Annotated in this window: 24 protein-coding genes; 13 read left to right on the top strand and 11 right to left on the bottom strand. The window is 67.3% G+C overall.

The window, feature by feature from the left end; translation table 11 throughout:
• Window positions 1-21: 21 nt before the first annotated feature.
• Window positions 22-252 carry a twin transmembrane helix small protein gene (locus ACWV14_RS06120; RefSeq protein ID WP_081269924.1) on the top strand — a complete coding sequence of 77 codons (231 nt, stop codon included), beginning with the start codon at window positions 22-24 and terminating at the stop codon, window positions 250-252.
• Between the two features lie 77 nt (window positions 253-329).
• Here the strand turns inward: ACWV14_RS06120 and ACWV14_RS06115 are convergent, their stop codons facing one another.
• The 8 genes from ACWV14_RS06115 to ACWV14_RS06080 form a co-directional block, all read right to left on the bottom strand.
• Entirely contained in the window at window positions 330-1,211 is an 882-nt protein-coding gene (locus tag ACWV14_RS06115) for a cytochrome c oxidase subunit 3 (protein WP_454907696.1), read from the bottom strand.
• Window positions 1,212-1,263: 52 nt separating this feature from the next.
• Complete coding sequence (locus tag ACWV14_RS06110) at window positions 1,264-1,482, bottom strand: DUF2970 domain-containing protein (RefSeq protein ID WP_454907697.1); 219 nt, start codon at window positions 1,480-1,482, stop codon at window positions 1,264-1,266.
• Window positions 1,479-2,105 carry a cytochrome c oxidase assembly protein gene (locus ACWV14_RS06105; RefSeq protein ID WP_106936887.1) on the bottom strand — a complete coding sequence of 209 codons (627 nt, stop codon included), beginning with the start codon at window positions 2,103-2,105 and terminating at the stop codon, window positions 1,479-1,481. The genes ACWV14_RS06110 and ACWV14_RS06105 overlap by 4 nt, the downstream gene beginning before the upstream one ends.
• Window positions 2,106-2,134: 29 nt before the next feature.
• Window positions 2,135-2,248 carry a cytochrome oxidase small assembly protein gene (locus ACWV14_RS06100; RefSeq protein ID WP_216639236.1) on the bottom strand — a complete coding sequence of 38 codons (114 nt, stop codon included), beginning with the start codon at window positions 2,246-2,248 and terminating at the stop codon, window positions 2,135-2,137.
• A 31-nt stretch (window positions 2,249-2,279) separates the two neighbouring features.
• Entirely contained in the window at window positions 2,280-3,920 is a 1,641-nt protein-coding gene (gene ctaD, locus ACWV14_RS06095) for a cytochrome c oxidase subunit I (RefSeq protein ID WP_422085090.1), read from the bottom strand.
• Between the two features lie 43 nt (window positions 3,921-3,963).
• A complete protein-coding gene (gene coxB, locus ACWV14_RS06090; protein WP_422085089.1) occupies window positions 3,964-5,142 on the bottom strand; it encodes a cytochrome c oxidase subunit II in 1,179 nt (392 codons plus the stop codon).
• 60 nt (window positions 5,143-5,202) lie between these two features.
• Window positions 5,203-5,679, bottom strand: coding sequence for a DUF2244 domain-containing protein (locus ACWV14_RS06085; RefSeq protein ID WP_081269930.1), 477 nt, complete (start codon window positions 5,677-5,679; stop codon window positions 5,203-5,205).
• A gap of 224 nt (window positions 5,680-5,903) precedes the next feature.
• A complete protein-coding gene (locus ACWV14_RS06080; RefSeq protein WP_454907698.1) occupies window positions 5,904-6,818 on the bottom strand; it encodes a biotin synthase in 915 nt (304 codons plus the stop codon).
• Between the two features lie 22 nt (window positions 6,819-6,840).
• Here ACWV14_RS06080 and ACWV14_RS06075 point away from each other — a divergent pair, with 22 nt between their 5' ends.
• From ACWV14_RS06075 to ACWV14_RS06065, 3 genes are all read left to right on the top strand, one after another.
• A complete protein-coding gene (locus ACWV14_RS06075; protein ID WP_454907699.1) occupies window positions 6,841-7,566 on the top strand; it encodes a phosphoribosyltransferase family protein in 726 nt (241 codons plus the stop codon).
• 30 nt (window positions 7,567-7,596) lie between these two features.
• A complete protein-coding gene (gene trmL / locus ACWV14_RS06070; protein ID WP_422085086.1) occupies window positions 7,597-8,058 on the top strand; it encodes a tRNA (uridine(34)/cytosine(34)/5-carboxymethylaminomethyluridine(34)-2'-O)-methyltransferase TrmL in 462 nt (153 codons plus the stop codon).
• Window positions 8,059-8,194: 136 nt separating this feature from the next.
• Window positions 8,195-8,488, top strand: coding sequence for a DUF4148 domain-containing protein (locus ACWV14_RS06065; RefSeq protein WP_454907700.1), 294 nt, complete (start codon window positions 8,195-8,197; stop codon window positions 8,486-8,488).
• A gap of 16 nt (window positions 8,489-8,504) precedes the next feature.
• On the opposite strand, the gene ACWV14_RS06060 is transcribed toward ACWV14_RS06065, so the two are convergent.
• A complete protein-coding gene (locus tag ACWV14_RS06060) occupies window positions 8,505-8,975 on the bottom strand; it encodes a MaoC family dehydratase (RefSeq protein WP_081269935.1) in 471 nt (156 codons plus the stop codon).
• A gap of 72 nt (window positions 8,976-9,047) precedes the next feature.
• On the bottom strand, window positions 9,048-9,668 hold the full coding sequence (locus tag ACWV14_RS06055; RefSeq protein WP_454907701.1) for a nucleotide-binding protein: 621 nt from the start codon (window positions 9,666-9,668) through the stop codon (window positions 9,048-9,050).
• Window positions 9,669-9,760: 92 nt separating this feature from the next.
• Between ACWV14_RS06055 and kefF the strand changes: the two genes are divergently transcribed.
• Both kefF and kefC read left to right on the top strand, forming a co-directional pair.
• On the top strand, window positions 9,761-10,486 hold the full coding sequence (gene kefF / locus ACWV14_RS06050) for a glutathione-regulated potassium-efflux system oxidoreductase KefF (protein ID WP_454907702.1): 726 nt from the start codon (window positions 9,761-9,763) through the stop codon (window positions 10,484-10,486).
• Window positions 10,486-12,354 carry a glutathione-regulated potassium-efflux system protein KefC gene (gene kefC / locus ACWV14_RS06045; protein ID WP_454907703.1) on the top strand — a complete coding sequence of 623 codons (1,869 nt, stop codon included), beginning with the start codon at window positions 10,486-10,488 and terminating at the stop codon, window positions 12,352-12,354. Before kefF ends, kefC begins: the two co-directional genes overlap by 1 nt.
• Window positions 12,355-12,363: 9 nt before the next feature.
• On the opposite strand, the gene ACWV14_RS06040 is transcribed toward kefC, so the two are convergent.
• Window positions 12,364-13,230, bottom strand: coding sequence for an amidohydrolase family protein (locus tag ACWV14_RS06040; protein WP_454907704.1), 867 nt, complete (start codon window positions 13,228-13,230; stop codon window positions 12,364-12,366).
• A 106-nt stretch (window positions 13,231-13,336) separates the two neighbouring features.
• Between ACWV14_RS06040 and ACWV14_RS06035 the strand changes: the two genes are divergently transcribed.
• From ACWV14_RS06035 to ACWV14_RS06005, 7 genes are all read left to right on the top strand, one after another.
• Window positions 13,337-14,110, top strand: a complete 774-nt coding sequence (locus ACWV14_RS06035) for a crotonase/enoyl-CoA hydratase family protein (RefSeq protein ID WP_454907705.1) — start codon at window positions 13,337-13,339, stop codon at window positions 14,108-14,110.
• Window positions 14,111-14,165: 55 nt separating this feature from the next.
• Window positions 14,166-16,016 (top strand): feruloyl-CoA synthase, encoded by a 1,851-nt coding sequence (locus tag ACWV14_RS06030; protein ID WP_454907706.1) that lies wholly within the window; start codon window positions 14,166-14,168, stop codon window positions 16,014-16,016.
• A gap of 21 nt (window positions 16,017-16,037) precedes the next feature.
• A complete protein-coding gene (locus ACWV14_RS06025) occupies window positions 16,038-16,802 on the top strand; it encodes an SDR family NAD(P)-dependent oxidoreductase (protein WP_454907707.1) in 765 nt (254 codons plus the stop codon).
• A gap of 56 nt (window positions 16,803-16,858) precedes the next feature.
• Window positions 16,859-17,995, top strand: coding sequence for an ABC transporter substrate-binding protein (locus ACWV14_RS06020; RefSeq protein ID WP_454907708.1), 1,137 nt, complete (start codon window positions 16,859-16,861; stop codon window positions 17,993-17,995).
• A 31-nt stretch (window positions 17,996-18,026) separates the two neighbouring features.
• Window positions 18,027-19,067: a branched-chain amino acid ABC transporter permease gene (locus ACWV14_RS06015; protein WP_454907709.1), complete on the top strand. Its 1,041-nt coding sequence runs from the start codon at window positions 18,027-18,029 to the stop codon at window positions 19,065-19,067.
• A gap of 336 nt (window positions 19,068-19,403) precedes the next feature.
• Entirely contained in the window at window positions 19,404-21,215 is a 1,812-nt protein-coding gene (locus ACWV14_RS06010; RefSeq protein ID WP_454907710.1) for a branched-chain amino acid ABC transporter ATP-binding protein/permease, read from the top strand.
• 1 nt (window position 21,216) lies between these two features.
• Window positions 21,217-21,951 (top strand): ABC transporter ATP-binding protein, encoded by a 735-nt coding sequence (locus tag ACWV14_RS06005; RefSeq protein WP_081269946.1) that lies wholly within the window; start codon window positions 21,217-21,219, stop codon window positions 21,949-21,951.
• Window positions 21,952-21,996: the final 45 nt, after the last annotated feature.

The following is a 21,996-nucleotide window of genomic DNA, read 5'->3' as shown; positions in this document are numbered from 1 at the left end:
AAGCGGGGCGTGCGGCCGATAATGCGGGTCATGAAATATTTCGTCGCCCTGGTGTTCGTGGGCATCTTCGCGAGCCTCGCGTTTGCCCTGTTCTTCATGCTGAAGGACGGGCGCAACGGGCGCGCCAAGAGCGGCGGCATGGCGCGCGCCCTCACCTTTCGGATCGGGCTCTCGGTATTTTTGTTCCTCTGCATGCTGCTCGCCTGGAAACTCGGCTACATCCAGCCCACCGGACTCCCGCTCGGCAAGTAGGTGGTGCTCGTTCCACGAGAACCATGAAAAAGGCGCCTTCCGGCGCCTTTTTTGTGGAATGCCGCGAGGTGCTTCGATCAAAGCCAGTAGACCAGCATGTAAAGGCCGAGCCAGACCACGTCGACGAAGTGCCAGTACCAGGCCGCGCCTTCGAAGCCGAAGTGGCGCTCCGGCGTGAAGTGCCCCTTGCGCAGGCGCAGGGTGATGAACAGCAGCATCAGCATGCCGATGAACACGTGCAGGCCGTGGAAGCCGGTCAGCATGAAGAAGGTCGAACCGTAGGTGCCCGAGCTGAGCTTGAGGTTCAGTTCGGTGTACAGGTGGTGGTACTCGTAGCCCTGCACGCCCAGGAAGATCAGGCCGAGCAGCACGGTCATCCACATGAAACGGATGGTCTGCGCGCGATGGCCGGCACGCAGCGCGTGGTGGGCTATGGTGAGGGTCACGCCCGAGCTCAGCAGCAGCGCGGTATTGATCGTGGGCAGCCAGAACGGGCCGACGGTCTGGAAGGGCTCGACGATGCCGGCCGGGGAACCGGTGGCGCCGGCAGCCATGCTGGGCCACACGGCCTTGAAGTCGGGCCAGAGGATTGCGTTGTCCAGGCTGCCGAGTGTCGGCAGCGCATGGGTGCGGGCCCACCACAGCGCGGTGAAGAAGGCGCCGAAGAACATCACTTCGGAGAAGATGAACCAGCTCATGCTCCAGCGGAACGACAGGTCCACCTTGTGGCCGTACTGCCCGCTCTCGCTCTCGCCGATAGCGGCACGGAACCACACGAACAGCGTGCCGAGCCAGATCAGCATGCCCGCCAGCAGCGACCAGGCGCCCCACGCATGGCCGTTGATCCATTGCGCTGCGCCCAGGATCACGAAGAACAGGCCGATCGCCGCCGAAACCGGATAGGCCGACGGTCCGGGCACGAAGTAGTAGGGCGTGGCGCCGTGGGTGGTTGAACTCATATCAGCTGCTCCTGGCTTTCTTTCTTCTCTCGATTCAGTGGATTCTGCTCGTTCAGGCCGTGGCCACATGGCGCACCAGCAGCACCAGCGCGACCACGAAGACGATCACGGCCACGAACGCCACCGCAATGATGTGCAGCGGGTTCAGCTTGCCCAGGTCTTCCTGGTAGGCGCTGTTCTTGCGAACGCCGAAGAACGACCACGCCACCGCCTTCACGGTGTCCCACAGCGAAGCCTTCGAAGCCTTCGGCCGTTCGGGCGGCGTGGTCACGAGCGCGGCTCATTCGGGGCATTCGAAACGGCGGCGACCGGTGCCGCGGGCGTCTTGCCGCCCACCTCGAAGAAGGTGTACGACAGCGTGATGGTCTTCACGTCCTTGGAAATCTTCGGGTCGATCACGAAAGCGACCGGCCACTGCTTCTTCTCGCCCGGATCGAGCGTGTACTGGTTGAAGCAGAAGCACTCGAGCTTGTTGAAGTAGGGCGCTGCCTGCTGGGGCGCGTAGCTCGGGATGGCCTGCGCGGCCATGCGGCGGTTCTGCACGTTCTGGAATTCGTACATCACCGTGTTGAGCTGGCCCGGATGCACCTGAATGGTCCGCTCCGCGGGCTTGAAGTCCCAGAGGCCACCGCGCACGTTGGAGTCGAACTCCACCGTGATGGTGCGGGTCATGTCGACCTGCGTGTTGTCGGGCACGCGCACCTTCTTGCCGCCGCTGGCGCCGCCGGGCACCTCCAGCTCGGAAAGCGCGAGGATGTTGATGCCCGTCATCTCGCAGATGGCACGGTACATCGGCACCAGCGCATAGCCGAAGGCGAACATTCCGCAGGCCACGACGGCCAGCTTGCCGACCATGCGGACATTGGCGCGGCGGATGCGTTGACCGATGCTCATGCTGGTGCTCCCGTTCGGTGGCCGGCGGCTCAGCGCGCGCCGAACCAGACCATGCGCACGATGAAGCCGATGAAGAACACCACGGCGATGGAGGCCAGCGTGAGCCCCATGCGCCGGTTGTTGCGTTTCTGTTCGGGTGTCATCGCGTGGTGGCTGTTGCTGCCGCGAAGCCGTTCAACCGATCACCTTGGTGGCGGTCGCGTCGAGCTTGGGCGGGTTCTCGAAGGTGTGGAACGGCGCCGGCGACGGTACTTCCCACTCGAGGCCTTCGGCGCCTTCCCACGGCTTCTGCGCAGCCTTCTCGCCTTTGCCGCGCATGGTCGGAAACACGACGAACAGGAAGAAGTACACCTGCGCGAAGCCGAAGAAGAACGCGCCGACCGAAGCCACGGCGTTGAAGTCGGCGAACTGCATGGGGTAGTCGGCGTAGCGTCGGGGCATGCCGGCCAGGCCCAGGAAGTGCATCGGGAAGAAGGTCACGTTGAACGAGATCAGCGACCACCAGAAGTGCACCTTGCCGCGCGTCTCGTTGTACATGACGCCGGTCCACTTGGGCACCCAGTAGTAGAAGCCCGAGAACATGGCGAACAGCGAGCCGGCCACCAGCACGTAGTGGAAATGGGCCACCACGTAATAGGTATCCTGCAGCTGCGTGTCGATGGGCGCGACGGCCAGGATCAGGCCGGTGAAGCCACCCATCGTGAACACGAAGATGAAGCCGACCGCGAACAGCATGGGCGTCTCGAAGGTCATCGAGCCCTGCCACATGGTGGCGATCCAGTTGAAGATCTTCACGGCCGTAGGCACCGCGATCAGCATGGTCGCGTACATGAAGAACAGCTGGCCGGTGAGCGGCATGCCGGTCGTGAACATGTGGTGAGCCCACACGATGAACGACAGGATGGCGATCGACGAGGTGGCGTACACCATCGAGGCATAGCCGAAGAGCTTCTTGCGGGCGAATGCCGGCACCACCTGGCTGATGATGCCGAAGGCCGGCAAGATCATGATGTAGACCTCGGGGTGGCCGAAGAACCAGAAGATGTGCTGGTACATCACCGGGTCACCGCCGCCAGCGGGGTTGAAGAAGCTGGTACCGAAGTGGCGGTCGGTCAGCGTCATGGTGATGGCGCCGGCGAGCACGGGCATCACGGCGATCAGCAGGTAGGCGGTGATGAGCCAGGTCCAGCAGAACATCGGCATCTTCATCAGCGTCATGCCGGGGGCGCGCATGTTCAGGATGGTGACGATGATGTTGATCGAACCCATGATCGACGAAGCGCCCATGATGTGCATCGCGAAGATGCCGGCGTCCATCGAGGGGCCCATCTGCAGCGTGAGCGGCGCGTACAGCGTCCAGCCCGCGGCGGGTGCGCCGCCGGGCATGAAGAACGAACCCACCAGCATCAGCGCCGCCGGGATCAGCAGCCAGAAGCTGAAGTTGTTCATGCGCGCGAAGGCCATGTCGGAGGCCCCCACCTGCAGCGGGATCATCCAGTTCGCGAAGCCCACGAAGGCCGGCATGATGGCGCCGAACACCATGATCAGGCCGTGCATGGTGGTGAACTGGTTGAACAGCTCGGGGTTCACCAGCTGCAGGCCGGGCTGGAACAGCTCGGCGCGGATCAGCAGCGCGAGCACGCCGCCCACCATCAGCATGGTGAAGCTGAACAGCAGGTAGAGCGTGCCGATGTCCTTGTGGTTGGTCGCGAACACCCAGCGGCGCCAGCCGGTGGGCGCGTGGTGATCGTGATGCTCGTCGTGTGCGTGGTCGCCTGGGACTGCGTGACCGTGGGGGTCGAGGACTGCACTCATTTCGTTGTTCCTTGCAATTTCTTCGTCGCGGGACGCTGTCGCATCACTTGCCGCGCAGGGCGAGCACTTCGGCCGGCTGCACCAGCTGGCCAGTCTTGTTCGACCAGCTGTTCTTGGTGTACGTGGCCACGGCCGCGAGGTCGGTATCGCTCAGTTGCTTCCAGGACGGCATGGCGCCGTTGTTCTGGCCGTTGAGCAGCACATGCAGTTGCACCGTGTGGTCGGCGTCGAGCACCTTCGGGTCGCCGTCGAGCGCCTTGATCGGGCCCGCGCCCTTGCCGTTGGCCTGGTGGCAGGCGGCGCAGTTGGCAGCGTAGACCTTCTCGCCGCGAACCATCATGTCGGGCAGCGTCCAGACCTTGGTCGGGTCGTCGAGCTTGGCCGCGGCGATCTTGCGCTGGTCGGCAACCCAGGCGGTGTAGTCGGCGGCCGAGACCACCTTCACCTGGATCGGCATGAAGGCGTGTTCCTTGCCGCACAGTTCCTGGCACTGGCCGTAGTAGGTGCCGATGGTTTCGGCGCGGAACCAGGTGTCGCGCACGAAGCCCGGAATGGCATCCTGCTTGAGGCCCAGCTGCGGCACCGCGAAGGCGTGGATCACGTCGTTGGCGGTGGTGATGATGCGGATCTTCTTGTTGACCGGCACCACCAGCGGGTAGTCGACCTTGAGCAAGTAGTCGTCAGGCATCGCGCCCTTGGCGCCGGCGTCGGACATGGCGCGCTGCGAGCTGTCGAGCGTGGAGATGAAGGCCAGGCCCTCGCCTTCGCCGTTCAGGTAGTCGTAGCCCCACTTCCACTGGTAGCCCGTGGTCTTGATCGTGAGGTCGGCGTTGGTGGTGTCCTTCTGGGCCACCAGCACCTTGGTGGCGGGCAGCGCCATGACGATCACGATGAGGAAGGGCACGATGGTCCAGATGACCTCGACCACCACCGACTCATGGAAGTTGGCGGCCTTGTGGCCCACCGACTTGCGGTGCTTCCAGATGGAATAGAACATGACCGCGAACACGCCGACGAAGATGACCGTGCACAGGATCATCATGATCGTGTGGAGCAGATGCTGCTCCTGCGCGATCTTGGTCACGCCGACCGGAAGATTCAACTGGCGCACCGAAGGGCCGCCGGGCAGATCGTTGACTGCGTGCGCCGCGCTGCTGAAAGCCGCGCCGGCCGCCAGCAACAGATTCGCCGGCCTGTACTTATTGCGCCAAATGCTCTTCATCGTGTTCACGTTTCTTCAATTTTTCGACAAACCCAACCGTGCAGCACTGCGCGAGCCCCCTCAGGCGCCACGCAACGCCATGCGAATCTCGCGGGCCAAAGCCGCACGCAACTCCGGGCGTACATAGCGCCCCACCCTGACCGATCGACCCTGCCCCGAGACCTCGATCAGCGAACGATCGCCGGCCTGGGGTTCGACCCGCACCTGGTGCGGAAGAAATTCCGTGCGCTCGTAGTGCCCGCCGTTCTCGAGCTCGACGACGAGGCGTCCCTCCTGCAGCGCGATCTTTTCGCCATCGGTCGCGTGCCGCGCGTAGACCATGAACGCGAATCCGACAGCGGCCAGTTCGAGCCAGGCGAAAGGCAGAACCAGCGGCGCACCGTGCAGCCAGAACAGGGTGCCAATGCCGAGCGATACCACGCACAGCGAAGCGTAGAGCCAGCCAAGCTGGCTCGGCGTCACCGAGCAGTTCCGCTTCAGGAACCAGTGAATGCTCTGGCCTGAAACGGTGGCAAATCGAAACACGGAATTCGACACGGGCGAGTTCAGCAAATCGGTGCGTCGACGGTCGCCAAACCCCTCGTACAAACAGGATCCGACACCCCTCGATCGCGGGACAATACCCGCGAGTTCCACGCAACGGCGGATTGTAGCGGGTAGATACCTGCGCCAGAGTGCCCTGTGGGACGCCTACGGGTCACTACTAGTAGGCAAGAAACGGCCTCTGCGCCTAGCGTTTTCGGCCACCGGCCGGCCAGCGATCAGGCGCCCGGACGACCCCGTTGCAGCATCGATCGCATCTCGCGCAGCGACACCGCGCTTTCGGCCGACAGCGACACGCGCGGCGCCGGCTTGAACGCATGGCCGTAGATGACCTCGAAGGTCAGCGCGATGCGCCCGCCACCCTCTTCGGCCGGCGCGAGGTCGGGCAGTGCCTTCTTCAGCGACTGGTGCCAGGCCCTGCCGCGCAGCGCCGGAAAACGCCCGGGGTGCAGGTTGCGGCCCAGCGTGCGCAGCTCGGCCAGTGCCGCCTCGGGCGTGGCCCAGGTCAGCACGATGCGCTCCATGTCCATCACGGGTTCGGCGAAGCCGGCATGGACCAGCATGTCGCCCCAGTCGTGCATGTCGGTGTACTCGTGGCCCGCGGCGGGCCAGCCGAGGCGGGCATGCAGCGCGCGCAGCTCGCGCACCGTGTCGGGGCCGAGGCACGAGAACATCAGGAAGCCGTCGGTGGCCACCAGCTTGTGCCAGTGCGCGATGAGTGCCTCGGGGTCGGCCGCCATGTGCAGCGACATGTTGGCCCAGAGCAGGTCGACGCCGTCTTCGGGCGGCGCGTCGAAACGTGCCTTGCCGGCCTGCCAGCGGCGTGCGCTCCACCACGGCGCGGCCAGCGCCTGGCCGGTGGCGGCCGCGAGCGCGGGCTCGGGTTCGATGACGAAGGAGGCTGCGTCCTTGTAGCGGCGGGCGACCAGTTCATGGGCTTCGAGGCCGCCGCGAAGCGGCGCCCAATTGGCCCAGGTGCGGGGCTGTGCCTTGATCCATTGCAGCCGGTCTTCCATGCGGCGGCCGATTTCCTCGTGCAGCCAGGGGGAGCCGTCGGCGGGTGCAAGGCGACGCCAGCGGGCAGCCGCCGTGGCATCGATGGTCGGCGGTCGTCGTGAGGGGTCGGTGGCCATGGGGCAGTGAGTATATTGAGCGATGTCCAGCCAGCACGCCCTGTGGCCTTTCCGTCCTTTCACCGCCCTGCTCGCGCGGCTGCCGAGCCAGTGCGCGGTCTGCCGCGCATGGCCCTCGCGCGCGGTGTGCGACGCCTGCGTGGCCCGCTTCGCCCCTCCCGCTGCACGCTGCGGCGGCTGCGCCCTGCCGTTGCCCGAGGGAGTGACCCGCTGCGGCGACTGCGTTGCGCATCCGCCGCCGCTCGACGCCTGCCTTGCCGCCTGCACCTACGCCTGGCCGTGGCCGGACGCCATCGCCGCCTTCAAGTTCCGCGGCGAGGCAGGCTGGGCCGCCCCGTTCGCCACGCTGATGCGCAGCGCGCCCTGGGTCGAGCCGGCACTGGAGCAATGCGACCTGGTGCTGCCGATGCCGCTGGCGCCCGGCCGGTTGCGCGAACGCGGTTTCAACCAGGCACATGAACTCGCGCGACGCCTGTCCGCCGGCAAGACCGACGCGCGCCTGCTGCTGCGCACCCGCGAGACGCCGGCCCAGAGCGGCCTCGCGCGCGCCGAACGCCTGCTCAACCTGCGCGGCGCCTTCGCCGTGGAGCCGCTGCGCGCGGAAAAAGTCAGTGGCCGGCGCGTCGTGCTGGTCGACGACGTGATGACCAGCGGCGCGTCTCTGTTCACGGCTGCCGAAGCGCTGCGGCTGGCCGGCGCGGCCCACATCACGGCGGTGGTGCTGGCCCGCACCGACCCGCCGCGCTGAGCCCGCGCCCTGGGCGCCGACAATCGGCGCATGTTCCATATCGTCCTGGTCCACCCCGAGATTCCGCCGAACACCGGCAACGTCATCCGGCTCGCCGCCAACACAGGCTGCACGCTGCACCTGGTCGAGCCGCTCGGCTTTTCGATGGACGACCGCCTGCTGCGCCGCGCCGGGCTCGACTATCACGAGTACGCCGAGGTCAAGCGCCATGCCGACTGGCAGGCCCTGCTCGCCGCGGAGCAGCCCCCGGCCGACCGGATGTTCGCCCTCACCACCCGCGGCACCCGGGCCGTGCACGACGTGCGCTTCCAGCCCGGCGACTGGCTGGTCTTCGGCTCGGAAACCAGCGGTTTGCCGCCCGCCGTGCGCGACGGCTTCGCCGAAGCCCAGCGCCTGCGGCTGCCGATGCGCGAAGGGCAGCGCAGCCTGAATCTGTCGAACGCGGTGGCTGTCACCGTGTTCGAAGCCTGGCGGCAAAACGGCTTCGGGTGACATAAAGAAACAAAGTCGCAGGCTCCAGGCACGGCGGGAACGCATCTGATCGGGGATGCCGGCCGTATGGAAAGCATGCCGGACGCAAAACGCCCCGGCATCAGGTCCATCAACCCAGTTAGCCAGGAGTCTTGCAATGAACACCAAGCCGATCGCCCTTGCCGTCTTCGCCACGCTGGCATTTGCCGGCAGCGCCCAAGCCTTCCAGGGTGAGCAGAACCCGCTGCCGCCGGCCCCCTTCCAGTCGACGCTGTCGCGGGCGCAGGTTCAGGCCGACGCGCGCCAGCCGTTCAGGGTCACGAATGGCGGCACGGGCGCACTCCAGGCCCGCGACGGCAGCACCGACCGCGGCGCGGTACGCCAGAGCGCGCTGAGCATCACGCGCCAGGGCGCCGCCACCTACGGCGAAGTGACCGACCGCCGGATGTAAGAAAAGCCGGAGAAGGTCAGCGGTAGCGCCGCGCGACCGACTCCGCCACGCAGGCCGGCTTGGCCGCGCCTTCCAGCTCGATGGTGGTTTCCCAGGTCATCTGGAAACCATCGTCGGCAATGGGCTCGGAGCTCAGCAGCTTCATGCGCGCGCGCAGCCGCTTGCCCACCGGCACCGGCGACATGAAGCGCACCCGGTTCATGCCGTAGTTCACGCCCATGCGCGACTCCACCACGTCGATGGCCGTCTCGAAGAATCGCGGCAGCAGCGACAGCGTGAGGAAACCGTGCGCAATGGGCGCGCCGAAAGGGCCGGCCTTGGCCCGCTCCACATCGACATGGATCCACTGGTGGTCGCCCGTCGCCTCGGCGAACTGGTTGACCTGCTCCTGCGTGATGGTGATCCAGTCGCTCACGGCGACTTCCTGGCCGACGCAGGCGGAGAGATCCTGAAGGGTCTGGAATGTCTTTTTGGTCATGCGGGGCATTCTGGTGCCAAGGGCGGGCGGCCGGCTGTCGGGCTCGCGACAACCGGGCTCAGGGAAAACCGGGAGGCGCCTTCAGGCGTCGAGCCATTGGCAGATCGGCTGCCATTGCTCCAGGTCGCGCTGCACGCGGCCCGGGGCGATGTCGAACACCGTGAGCCCGCGGGCCGCGAGCTGCACGTAGTTCTGGGTGTCGCGCAATTCGCCGATCACCGGCACGCCGAGCCCCTCGATGAACTCGTGCAGCCGGTCCGCGGCCAGCGTACGGGCGTTCACCCGCATGCCGACGAGGCCGATCTGCGTTTTTTCGGCGCGGCGCTGTTCCTTGAGCCGGTCGAGAAAGTCGCGCGTCGCGTAGATGTCGAAGATGCTCGGCTGCAGCGGCACGATCACCCGGTCGGCCAGCGCCAGCACTTCCTTGAAGCGCCAGCCGTGCAGCCCTGCCGGCGTGTCCAGCACCGCGTGCGTGGTGCCGCGCGGCGGCCGCACCACGGTGCTGTCTCCGGCGGCTTCCCAGGTGGCGATGGGGCGGGCCTGGGCTGGGCGCAGGCCCAGCCACAGCCGGGAGGACTGCTGGCGGTCCACGTCGCCCAGCATCACGGCATGGCCACGGCTTGCGAAATAGCCCGCGACGTTCGTCGCGATCGTCGACTTGCCGACCCCGCCCTTGGGATTGGCGACCAGAACCACCGGCATAAGGCACTCCTCCAGAACTGGGACAGCCGGAATGGTAGTCGCTGGCGCGTTTTTGCCCGACGCGCCGGCCCTGACTGAGATATGTTCTCGGCATGACGACAACAACATCCATGGGAACCACCGCCGCCGGTCCTGGCGGCATCTACGTGCTGGCGGCGCACCCGCACTGGCGCGATTCGCGCGTCAACCGCCGCATGCTGGCCGCCGCCCGCGCAGTGCCGGACGTCGAGGTGAACGACCTCTACGGCAGCTACCCCGACTTCTCCATCGACGTCGAGGAAGAGCAGGCCCGGCTCGCCAAGGCCAGCCTGGTGGTGCTGCTGCACCCGATCCAGTGGTATTCCATGCCCGCGCTGCAGAAGCTCTGGCTCGACGACGTGCTCACCTACGGCTGGGCCTACGGCCCCGGCGGCACGGCGCTGCAGGGCAAGGACCTCTGGCTGGTGGCCACCACAGGCAGCCCGGAGCCCAGCTACCACCCGCAGAGCTACCACCGCTATTTCTTCGACGCCTTCCTGCCGCCCTACGAGCAGACCGCCGCGCTGTGCGGCATGCGCTTCCTGCCGCCGCTGATCTTCCACGGCGCGCGCAGTGCCCCCGAGGCCGAGGTAGAGGCGCACGTCCAGACCTTTGCCCAGCGCCTGGGGAGCTACCCCGACTGGCCCGAGATCGAGGAACTCGACACCTGCATCGCCTGTCCGGTGCCCGAAGCCGATCGTCCGGCCGATCCGGACGACATCGGCAAGGCCGTATCCAACGCCTTCCGCAGCGCCATGACCCACGGGCTGGCCACGGCTTCCGCAAGCAAGGCACCCTGATGGAACACGCACCCGCCTGGCTGACCAGCAGCCTGATCTACCTGAGCGCCGCCGTACTGGTGGTGCCGCTGTCGAAGGCCCTGGGCCTCGGCTCCATCATCGGCTACCTCGTGGCCGGCATCGCCATCGGTCCCTGGGGGCTTGGGCTGGTGTCCAGCGTCCAGGACGTGCTGCACTTCGCCGAGTTCGGCGTGGTGCTGATGCTGTTCCTGGTGGGCCTCGAACTCGAGCCCAAGCGCCTGTGGAACCTGCGCCGCCCGATCTTCGGCTGGGGCACCGCGCAGGTGGTCAGCTGCGCCGCGGTGCTGTTTGCCACGGGCTGTGCGGTGGGCGCGGAATGGCGCGTGGCGCTGGTGGCCTCGCTGGGCCTGGCGCTGTCGTCCACCGCGATCGCGCTGCAGGTGTTCGGCGAGCGCAACCTGCTGAAGACGCCCAGCGGACAGGCCGGCTTCTCGATCCTGCTGTTCCAGGACGTGGCGGCCATCCCCATCCTCGCGCTGCTGCCGCTGCTGGCCGGCGCCACCGCCGCCGAGCATTCGATCAGCGGGCTCGACCGCGCGCTGGAGGCCGCGAAGATCATCGGCGTGATCGGCGGCATCATCCTCGGCGGCCGGCTGCTGCTGCGCCCGGTGCTGCGCTGGATCGCGCGCAGCGACACGCCCGAGATCTTCACCGCCGCGGCGCTGCTGCTGGTGGTGGCCATCGCGGCGCTGATGCAGCTGGTGGGCCTTTCGATGGCGCTGGGCGCCTTCCTCGCCGGCGTGCTGCTGGCCGAGAGCGAATACCGGCGCGAACTGGAGACCGACATCGAGCCCTTCAAGGGCCTGCTGCTGGGCCTGTTCTTCATTGCGGTGGGCATGTCGATCAACTTCGGCGTGCTGATCGCGAGCCCCTGGATCATGGCGGCGCTGGTGGTCGGCTTCATGGTCGTCAAGCTGGTGGTGATCTACGCGCTGGCCAAGGCCATGGGCATCGCCTACCAGGAGCGGCCTGTGTTCACGCTGCTGCTCGCGCAGGGCGGCGAATTCGCGTTCGTGGTGTTCCAGGCCGCGGGGCCCGACGTGCTGCCGCCCGAAATCACGTCGCTGCTGATCGGCGCGGTGGCGCTGTCGATGCTGCTGTCGCCGCTGCTGCTGGTGCTGCTCGACAAGTTCGTGCTGCCGCGCTACAGCCGCAGCACCGGGCCGCAGCTCGAAGAAATCTCGGAGCAGCAGGACGCCAAGGTGCTGATCTGCGGCTTCGGCCGCTACGGCCAGATCGTCGGGCGCATGCTGATGTCGCAGGGCCTGCGCGTGACCGTGCTCGACCACGACGCCGACACCGTCGAAGGCCTGCGCCAGTTCGGCTTTCGCGTGTTCTACGGCGACGCCACTCGGCTCGACCTGCTGCGCACCGCGGGCGCCGGTACGGCCAAGGCCATCGTGGTGGCGGTGGACGACATCGAGCAGTCGCTGGAAATCGTCGATCTGGTAAGAGAGAACTTCCCGCAGGCCCGCATCATCGCGCGGGCACGCAACGTGACGCACCTGTTCCAGCTGCGCGACCGTGGCGTGACGGATGTGGAGCGCGAGGTGTTCGAGTCGTCGCTGCGCAGCGCCCGCGCGACGCTCGAAGCGCTGGGCTGGCCGGCGCACGAGGCGCGCGAATCGACCATGCGTTTTCGCCTCCGGAACATCAAGCTCGGCGACGAGATCTATCCCCACTACAAGGACCGCGCCAAGCTGATCGCCGCCAACAAGGCCGGCCGCCAGCAGTTCGAGGAACAGATGGCGCGCGAGCGCGAGGAGCGGCAGCGCCGCTCGGGGCGCGACTGGGACCGGCTCGACGCAGAGGAGGCCGCCGCGAAGGAAGAGGCGGACGCGCAGTAGCGCGTCCCCTCAGGCGGCCAGCTTCAGCAGGCGCACCGCGTTGCCCTTGAGGATGCCGGGCATCACCTCGGGCTTGAAGCCGGCGTTCTCGAAGTCGCGCATCCAGCGGTCGGGCGTGATCAGCGGGTAGTCGCTGCCGAACAGGATGCGGTCCTTCAGCAGCGTGTTGGCGTATTGCACCAGCTGCTTCGGAAAGTACTTGGGGCTCCAGCCCGACAGGTCGATCCACACGTTGGGCTTGTGCGTGGCCACGCTCAGCGCCTCGTCCTGCCAGGGGAAGCTGGGGTGCGCCATGACGATCTGCATGTCGGGGAAGTCGATGGCCACGTCGTCCAGGTGCATCGGGTTGCTGTACTCCAGCCGCAGGCCGCCGCCGCAGCGCATGCCCGAGCCGATGCCGCTGTGGCCGGTGTGGAAGATGGCCGGCAGGCCGTATTCCGCAATCACCTCGTAGATGGGCCAGGCCATCTTGTCGTAGGGGTGGTAGCCCTGCACCGTCGGGTGGAACTTGAAGCCCTTCACGCCGTGTTCCTCGATGAGCCGGCGCGCCTCGCGCGCACCCATCTTTCCCTTGTGCGGATCGATGCTGCCGAAGGCGATCATGATGTCGCTGTTGTTCTTCGCCGCCTCCGCGATCTCTTCGTTCGGAATGCGCCGGCGGCCCATGTTCGACTCTGCGTCGACCATGAACATCACCAGCCCGATCTTGCGTTCACGGTAGTACGCCACGCTCTCCGCGATGGTGGGCCGGCCGCTGGAGCCGAAATACTTGTCGGCGGCGCGGTCGTACTCCTCGCCATAGTTGTCGAACGGGTTCCAGCAGCTCACTTCGGCATGCGTGTGGATGTCGATCGCAACGAGGTTCTCGTAGTCCATGTGTTTGTCTCCAGTGCGGGTAAATCCCTAGCTTCGGGCAGGCTCGAATGCCTTGAATTGATTATTTCTCATAACCATAATCCAACGCAACCCCGAACACCTTCCCATGACCAATCCAGACCTCCAACTCGACATCCGCGACGAAGTCGCCATCGTCCGCCTGACGCGCGGCTCCAAGCGCAACGCACTGTCGGACGGCCTGATCCTCGCACTGCGCGACACTTTCGAGAAGCTGCCCTCCACCGTGCGCGCCGCGGTGATCGACGGCGAAGGCCCGCACTTCTGCGCCGGCCTTGACCTCAGCGAGCTGAAGGAGCGCGACGCCGGCCAGGGCATGCAGCACTCGCGCATGTGGCACGCCGCGCTCGACCTGATCCAGCACGGCCCGGTGCCTGTGATCGCCGCGCTGCACGGCGCGGTGGTCGGCGGCGGGCTCGAGCTGGCCAGCGCCTGCCACATCCGCGTGGCCGACCGCAGCACCTTCTACGCGCTGCCCGAAGGCTCGCGCGGCATCTTCGTGGGCGGCGGCGGCTCGGTGCGCATTCCCAAGCTGATCGGCGTGGCGCGCATGACCGACATGATGATGACCGGCCGCGTCTACAACGCCGAGGACGGCGAGCGCGCCAATTTCGCGCAGTACCTGGTCGACGAGGGCACGGCCTTCGACAAGGCCTTCGAGCTCGCCAAGCGCGTGGCCACCAACGCGCCGCTGACCAACTACGCGCTCATGCATGCGCTGCCGCGCATCGCCGAGCAGTCGGCCGACCACGGCTTCTTCACCGAAGCGCTCATGGCCGGCATTGCACAGGCCGCACCCGAAGCCAAGGAACGCGTGCGCGATTTCCTCGAAGGCCGGGGCGCGAAGGTGAGCAAGGGATGAGCGCCGCACGGGCGAGCGAAGCCACGCAGTGGCACAGCATGGGGGAGACTTTCCAATGACCGTTCGATACCGCCCGCTGGCCTTCGGTGTCACGCGCGCCGTGCTGCGCGATGGCACACCGGGCACGCAGTACCTCACCGCCGAGACGCAGCTCGAAACCTACCGCGAGCGCATGACCGACCGCCTCGCGCACTGGGCCGAGCAGGCGCCCGAGCGCACCTTCATTGCCCGCCGCGAACGGCTGGCTGACGGCAGCACCGGCGACTGGATCCGCGTGAGCTACGCCGAGGCGCTGGAGAAGGCCCGCGGTATCGGACAAGCCCTGCTGAATCGCGGCCTGGGCGCGGAGCGGCCCGTGGCCATCCTCAGCGAGAACGGCATCGAGCATGCGCTGCTCGCGCTCGGCTGCCTCTACGCCGGCGTGCCCTACTGCCCCGTCTCGCCGCCCTACTCGCTCGTGAGCCAGGACTTCGAGAAGCTGCGCCATGTGTTCGACACGCTGACACCGGGCCTCGTGTTCGCCACCGATGCCGCACGCTACGGCCGCGCCATTGCGGCGGTCGTTCCGGCCGGGACCGAAGTCGTCATTGCAGAAGGCCAGCTAGAAGGCCGCACCACCACCTCGCTCGACGCGCTGGCCTCGACGCCCGCCACGCCCGCCATCGACGAAGCGATGCGCGCGACCGGCCCCGACACCATCACCAAGTTCCTCTTCACCTCGGGCTCCACCAAGATGCCCAAGGCCGTCATCAACACGCACCGCATGTGGTGCGCCAACCAGCAGCAGCTGCGCCAGTCGATTCCCGCCTTGGGCGACGAGCCGCCGGTGCTGGTCGACTGGCTGCCCTGGAACCACACCTTCGGCGGCAACCACAACGTGGGCATCGTGCTGGACAACGGCGGCACGCTCTACGTCGACGACGGCAAGCCCACGCCCGCGGGCATGGCCGAGACGCTGCGCAACCTGCGCGAGATCGCGCCCACCATCTACTTCAACGTGCCCACCGGCTTCGAGGCCATCGCGCATGCGATGGAAACCGATGCGGTGCTGCGCCGCAACCTGCTGTCGCGCGTGAAGATGTTCTTCTACTCGGGCGCCGCGCTGTCGCAGCCCGTGTGGGACAGCCTGCACAAGACGCAGGAGTCGGAAGTGGGCGAGCGCATCGTCATGGGCACCGGCCTGGGCATGACCGAGTCGGGCCCCTTTGCGCTGTACGTGACCGGCCCCGACGTGAAGTCGGGCGACGTGGGCCTGCCCGCCCCCGGCATCGAGCTCAAGCTGATCGACGTCGACGGCAAGACCGAAGTGCGCTACCGCGGCCCCAACATCACGCCCGGCTACTGGCGCGCACCCGATGCCACGGCCGAGGCTTTCGACGAAGAAGGCTTCTTCTCCACCGGCGACGCGGTGAAGTGGATCGACGACGGCAACATCCACCGCGGCCTGCGCTTCGACGGCCGCATCGCGGAAGACTTCAAGCTCGCCACCGGCACCTTCGTGAGCGTAGGCCCGATGCGCGCGAAGATCATCGCGGCCGGCGCACCCTATGTGCAGGACGCGGTGCTGACCGGCATCAACCTGAAGGAAGTGGGCGCGCTGATCTTCCCTACACAGAAGGTGCGGCAGCTCGCAGGCCTGCCGGCCGACGCCCCGATGCAGCAGGTGCTCGAAAGCGCGCCGGTGCAGGGGCACTTCCAGCAGGTGGTCGACACGCTGGCCGCAAGCGCCACCGGCAGTGCCAACCGCATCGCACGGCTGCACCTGATGGCCGAGCCGCCGTCCATCGACAAGGGCGAAGTGACCGACAAGGGCTCCATCAACCAGCGCTCGGTGCTCAAGCACCGCGCCGCGCTGGCCGACGCGATGCACGACGGCACGCTGCCCTTCACCCTCAAGCCCCGCTAACACCATCCAGGAGACACAAGAATGAAGATCGAAGGACAAGCCGCCCTCGTTACCGGCGGCGCATCGGGCCTTGGCGAAGCCACCGCACGCGAACTCGCGCGCCTGGGCGCCAAGGTCGCCGTGCTCGACCGCAATTCCGCACTGGCCGAGAAGGTGGCCGCCGAGATCGGCGGTATCGCCTGCGTCTGCGACATCACCGACACCGACAGCGTGAACGCCGCGCTCGACAAGGCCGAGGCCGCGCACGGCACCGCGCGCATCCTGATGAACGTGGCCGGCATCGGCAGCGCCAAGCGCATCGTCGGCAAGGACGGCAACCCCGCGCCGCTCGAAGACTTCGTGCGCGTGGTCAACATCAACCTGATCGGCGGCTACAACATGGCGCGCCTGTTCGCCGCGCGCTGCGCCAAGCTCGCGGCGCTCGACAACGGCGAAAAGGGCGTGATGCTCTTCACCGCATCGGTGGCTGCCTTCGACGGCCAGGTGGGCCAGCAGGCCTACAGCGCCTCCAAGGGCGGCCTGGTCGGCATGACGCTGCCAATGGCGCGCGACCTGGCGCAGCACGCCATCCGCGTGTGCACCGTGGCGCCGGGCCTCTTTGCCACGCCGCTGCTGCTGGAACTGCCCGAACCGGTGCAGCAGTCGCTGGCCGCGTCCATCCCGTTCCCGCCGCGCCTGGGCAAGCCTTCGGAATTCGCCGAACTGGCCTGCCACATCGTCACCAACGGCCACCTCAACGGCGAGGTGATCCGCCTCGACGGCGCGCTGCGCATGGCGCCGCGCTGAGCCGCATCCTTTTCGCGTATCCGAGTTCCCGCCCCACAACGTATCAGGAGACATCGATGACCTTCAGGAAGACCACTCTCGCCGCCGTACTGGCGCTCATGGCTGCGGGCTTCGCCCATGCCGACATCACCATCGGCGTGGTGCAGCCGCTCACCGGCCCCGCCTCGGGCCTGGGCATTCCGGTGAAGAACGGCATCGCGATCTGGCCCAAGACCATCGCGGGCGAAACGCTCAAGGTGGTGGTGCTCGACGACGCGACCGACCCGACCACGGGCGTGAAGGACGCACAGCGCCTCGTCACCGAAGACAAGGCCGACATCATCATCGGCTCCAGCGCCACGCCGGTCGCCATTCCCATGGCCGACGTCACGGCCGAAGCGGGCACGCCGCAACTGTCGACCGCGCCGGCCGGCCTGCCACCGGGCAAGGACAAGTGGTTCTTCCGCCTGCCGCAATCGAACGACGTGATGGCCTATGCGGTGGTCGCGCACATGAAGAAGCAGAACGTGAAGACGGTCGGCTTCCTCGGCTACACCGACGCGTACGGCGAGCTGTGGCTCAAGGCGCTCACCGCCGAAGCCGCCAAGAACGGCATCAAGATCGTCGCCACCGAGCGCTTCGCGCGCGCCGACACCAGCGTGACCGGCCAGGTGCTCAAGCTCACCTCGGCCAACCCGGACGCGATCCTGATCGTGGCCTCGGGCAGCGGCGCGGGCATGCCGCAGAAGGCGGTGATGGAGCGCGGCTACAAGGGCAAGGTCTACCAGACGCACGCCGCCGCCACGCAAGACCTGATGCGCACCGCCGGCAAGGACGCCGAAGGCACCTTCGTGGTGTCGGGCCCCGCCACGGTGGCCGAGCAACTGCCCGACAGCCATCCGTCGAAGGCCGCCGCGGTCGCCTTCGTGCAGGGCTACGAGAAGGCCTACGGCCCCGGCTCGCGCAACCAGTTCGCCGGCCACGCGGCCGACGCACTCACGGTGCTCGAGAAGGCCGTGCCGGTCGCGCTCAAGAAGGCCAAGCCCGGCACGCCGGAGTTCCGCGCCGCGCTGCGCGACGCGCTCGAAAGCATGGGCCGCACGGTGCTCGCGCACGGCGTGCTCAACTGGACGGCGCAGGACCACTGGGGCTACACGACCGAGACCGGCGTGATGCTCAAGGTGGTGAACGGCGCGTTCAAGGTCGAGCAGTAAACCCTTTCTCCAGCCGCATCACACACACGCCATGGATCTCTCGATCGCCAGCATCCTGACGCTGGACGGACTCACCAATGGCGCGATCTATGCCCTGCTGGGCATGGGCATCGTGCTCGTCTTCACGGTGACCCGCGTCATCTTCATCCCGCAGGGCGAATTCGTGGCGTACGGCGCGCTGACGCTGGCGATCTTCCAGACCGGCAAGACGCCGGGCACGGTGTGGCTGCTGCTCATCCTGGCCGGCGTCGCCGCGCTGATGGACCTGGTGAGCATCTGGCGCCACAGCGGCAGCGCGGCCGCCGGGCTGAAGGCAGCGCTGCGCACCTTCGCTCTGCCGGCCGTGGTTTGCGCGGTGTCGGCCTGGGCCGGCCCGCGCAACCTGCCGATCGGCGTGCAGGCGCTGCTCACGGTGTTCATCGTCACGGCTTTCGGGCCGCTGGTGTACCGGGTGGCTTATCAATCGCTGGCGGGCGCGAGTTCGCTGGTGCTGCTGATCGTCTCGGTCGGCGTGCATTTCGCGATGACGGGGCTGGGCCTGCTGTTCTTCGGCGCCGAGGGCTTTCGCAATCCGCCGTTCTGGGACGAGCGCATGGCGCTGGGGCCGCTGAACGTGAGCGGGCAGGCGCTGATCATCTTCGGCGTGTCGGCGGCGCTGATCGTGCTGCTGTGGCTTTTCTTCGAGCGCAGCCTGTATGGCAAGGCGCTGCGCGCGACGGCGGTGAACCGGCTCGGCGCGCGGTTGATGGGCATCTCGACGCAGGCTGCGGGGCAGCTCACGTTCGCGATGGCGGCGCTGATCGGTGCGTTGTCGGGGCTGTTGATCGGGCCGACGACGACGGTGTTCTACGACTCGGGTTTTCTCATCGGCCTGAAGGGTTTCGTCGCCGGCGTGATCGGCGGTCTTGCGAGCTATCCGGGCGCGCTGATCGGTGCCCTGGCGGTGGGCGTGATCGAGGCTTTCGGCTCTTTCTGGGCCAGCTCGTTCAAGGAGGTGATCGTGTTCACCATCATCCTGCCCGTGCTTCTGTGGCGTTCTTTGCGCAGCGGTCATTCGGACGAGGAGCACTGATGAACTCCTTCCTCCTGTTGGTTCATGCCGGGCGTTCAGGGCGCGCTCACGCCGACGGGGTACCTTGCTCCGCGAATGTCCCCCGGCCTGCGGCCTCCTCCTTTATTTCGCTGCGCAAGGCACCCCGCCGTCGTGATCGTTCAGAGGACTTGTTGATCAGCCAGCACAAGAGCAGCGCTCGTTGTGCACAGGGCGCCGGGTGCTCCCCGCAGCGAAATAAAGGAGGAGCCCGAAGGGCGGGGGACATTCGCGGAGGGGAGTACCCGGTGGCCTGTGCACTCGCCCCGAACAAACCCACGACAAGCAAACAAAGACAACGCGCAACGGATCACTGACATGGAAGCGCTAATCAACACAACGCCGCCCCACGCGCCCGACAAGAGCGCGCTGCGCACATGGGGCCCGCTCGCGCTGATCCTGGTGCTGGCCGTGCTGCCGTTCCTGCCGCTGCCCGACTTCTGGATCATCCAGCTCAACTACATCGGCATCTACACCCTGCCCGTGCTGGGCCTCGTGCTGCTCACCGGCGTGGGCGGCCTCACCTCGTTCGGGCAGGCGGCCTTCGTCGGCATCGGTGCCTACACCACGGCCTACCTCACGGTGAACACAGGGCTGTCGCCGTGGGTCACGCTCTTCATCGGGCTGGCGCTCACCGGCATCAGCGCATCGATCATCGGCGCCATCACGCTGCGCATGTCTGGCCACTACCTGCCGCTGGCCACCATCGCCTGGGCGCTGTCGCTGTACTACCTGATGGGCAACCTCGATGCGCTGGGCAAGTACGACGGCATCCTGGGCGTCAAGGGCCTGTCGCTGTTCGGCTTCGAGTTCGGCCAGCAGCGCTTCTTCTACGGCGTGGTCTGGGTCTTTGCGATCGTCGCGGCATTCGCTGTGATACGCCTGCTCGACTCGCGCAGCGGCCGCGCCATCCGATCGCTGGCCGGCGGCTCGCAGATGGCCGAGGCCATGGGCGTGAACACGCTGCGCTTCAAGATCGGCATCTTCGTGCTGGCGGCCATGCTGGCCTCGATCTCGGGCTGGCTGTTCGCGCACTTCCAGCGCACGGTGAACCCCTCGCCCTTCGGACTGAAGATGGGCATCGAGTACCTGTTCATGGCGGTGCTCGGCGGCGCGGCCCACGTGTGGGGCGCCATTGCCGGCGCGGGCGTGGTCAAGCTGCTCGAAGACCAGCTGCAGGTGCTGCTGCCCAAGCTCATCGGCACGGCCGGCAGCTACGAGCTGATCGTGTTCGGCATCATGATCGTGCTGGTGCTCAAGTACCTGCCCGAGGGCCTCTGGGCCTTTGTCGACCGGCGCCTGCCGCGTCCGCGCCGCAGCGTCGACTGGCAGGACGCGAAAGACCTGCCCGCGCGCGCCAAGCCGGCCGCCGGCGAGGTGGTGCTCGACGTGCAGGCCATCCGCAAGACCTTCGGCGGTCTGGTGGCAGTGAACGACATCAGCTTCCAGGCGCGCGCCGGCCAGATCGTCGGCCTGATCGGGCCGAACGGCGCGGGCAAGTCGACCACCTTCAACCTGATCACCGGCGTGCTCGGCCTCTCGGGCGGCGCGGTGCGCTTCCGCGGCGAGGCCGTCGGCGGGCTGGGTGCGCGGCAGATCGCGCAGCGCGGCGTGTCGCGCACCTTCCAGCACGTGAAGATGGTGGCCGACATGACGGTGCTGGAGAACGTGGCGCTGGGCGCGCACCTGCGCGGCCGCAAAGGCGCCATCGCGGCCATGCTGCGCATCGACCGCCAGGAAGAGCGCGCGCTGTTCCGCGAGGCCGAGCGCCAGTTGCGGCGCGTGGGCATGGGCGACTACCTGCACGAACTGGCGGGCAACCTCGCGATGGGCCAGCAGCGCCTGCTGGAGATTGCACGCGCGCTGTGCGCCGACCCGGCCCTGCTGCTGCTCGACGAGCCCGCGGCCGGCCTGCGCCACAAGGAAAAGGAAGCGCTGGGCAAGGTGCTGCGTCAACTGCGCGACGAAGGCATGAGCATCCTGCTGGTCGAGCACGACATGGGGCTGGTGATGGACATCTGCGACCACATCGTGGTGATGGAGTTCGGCACGCACCTGATGGAGGGCACGCCTGCCGAGGTGCAGAACAGCGACAAGGTGCGCGCCGCGTACCTGGGAACGGAACATTGACATGACGACACCCCTGCTTCGCATACGCGACCTGCACGCCGGCTACGGCCGCGCCGAGGTGCTGCACGGCATCGACCTTCAGGCCGACCAGGGCCGCGTCGTCACCGTGATCGGCCCGAACGGCGCGGGCAAATCGACGCTGCTCAACGCGCTGATGGGCGTGCTGCCCTCCAAGGGCGTCATCGAATTCAAGGGCCAGCCCATTTCGGCGATGACGCTCGAGGAACGCGTGATGCTCGGCATTGCGCTGGTGCCGGAGAAGCGCGAGCTGTTCGGCACCATGCCGGTCGAAGACAACCTCGTGCTCGGCGCGTTCCGCCAGGTGCGGCTGCGCAACAAGCAGTGGCGCGACCGCATCGACGAGGTCTACACGCTGTTCCCGCGCCTGAAGGAGCGGCGCGCGCAGCTGGCCGGCACGCTCTCCGGCGGCGAGCGGCAGATGCTGGCGGTGGGCCGCGCCCTGATGTCGCGCCCCACGCTGCTGATGCTCGACGAACCCAGCCTGGGGCTGGCGCCGCTGGTGGTGCAGGAGATCTTCCGCACGGTCGATGCGCTGCGCGCCACGGGCGTGACCATTCTGCTGGTGGAGCAGAACGCGCGCGCCGCGCTCGAAGTGGCGGACCACGGCTATGTGCTCGAAATGGGCAGCGTGAGCCTCGAGGGCGAGGCACGCAAGCTCGCGGTCGATTCGCGCGTGATCGACACCTACCTGGGCGCGGCGCGCAAGGCCGCCTGACCAGAAAAGAAGATCGACCGAGACACCCGCCGCGCACGCGGCAAG

It is taken from the genome of Variovorax durovernensis (assembly GCF_977011995.1).
Note: the sequence above shows the minus strand (reverse complement) of the source record. Positions and strands in the feature narration are given on the sequence as shown.